Origin of the sequence: Mesorhizobium sp. M8A.F.Ca.ET.207.01.1.1 (assembly GCF_004794715.1) — a bacterium.
Taxonomy (GTDB): Bacteria; Pseudomonadota; Alphaproteobacteria; order Rhizobiales; family Rhizobiaceae; genus Mesorhizobium.
Map to the genome: position 1 here is coordinate 1 of NZ_SRUS01000587.1, position 255 is coordinate 255.

1 pseudogene is annotated in these 255 nt (G+C 62.0%); it reads right to left on the reverse strand.

Features of this window, described 5'->3' with window-relative positions:
• A pseudogene (locus EN850_RS36990) lies at positions 1-255 on the reverse strand (adenylate/guanylate cyclase domain-containing protein); the annotation flags it as partial.

The following is a 255-nucleotide window of genomic DNA, read 5'->3' on the forward strand; positions in this document are numbered from 1 at the left end:
AAACAACAATATGCGTAGCAGGCGTGGGCCTGAGAACTGGCCGGGTCGGCCTCGACTGCTTGGCGCGCCAGCATCCGAGCCTGCTCGCCGTCACTTCTGGTGAACTTGATGATGAACGCCCTTGCACGCAAGACCAGGTCATAGGCTCTGAGTGCATTCGGGCTGAGGCTAATCGCGCGCTCTCGCCAAGCCGCCTCGACCCGACCGCCCACCGTGGCGGCTACCGCGTGAGCCAATTCTTCCTGTATGGCAAAG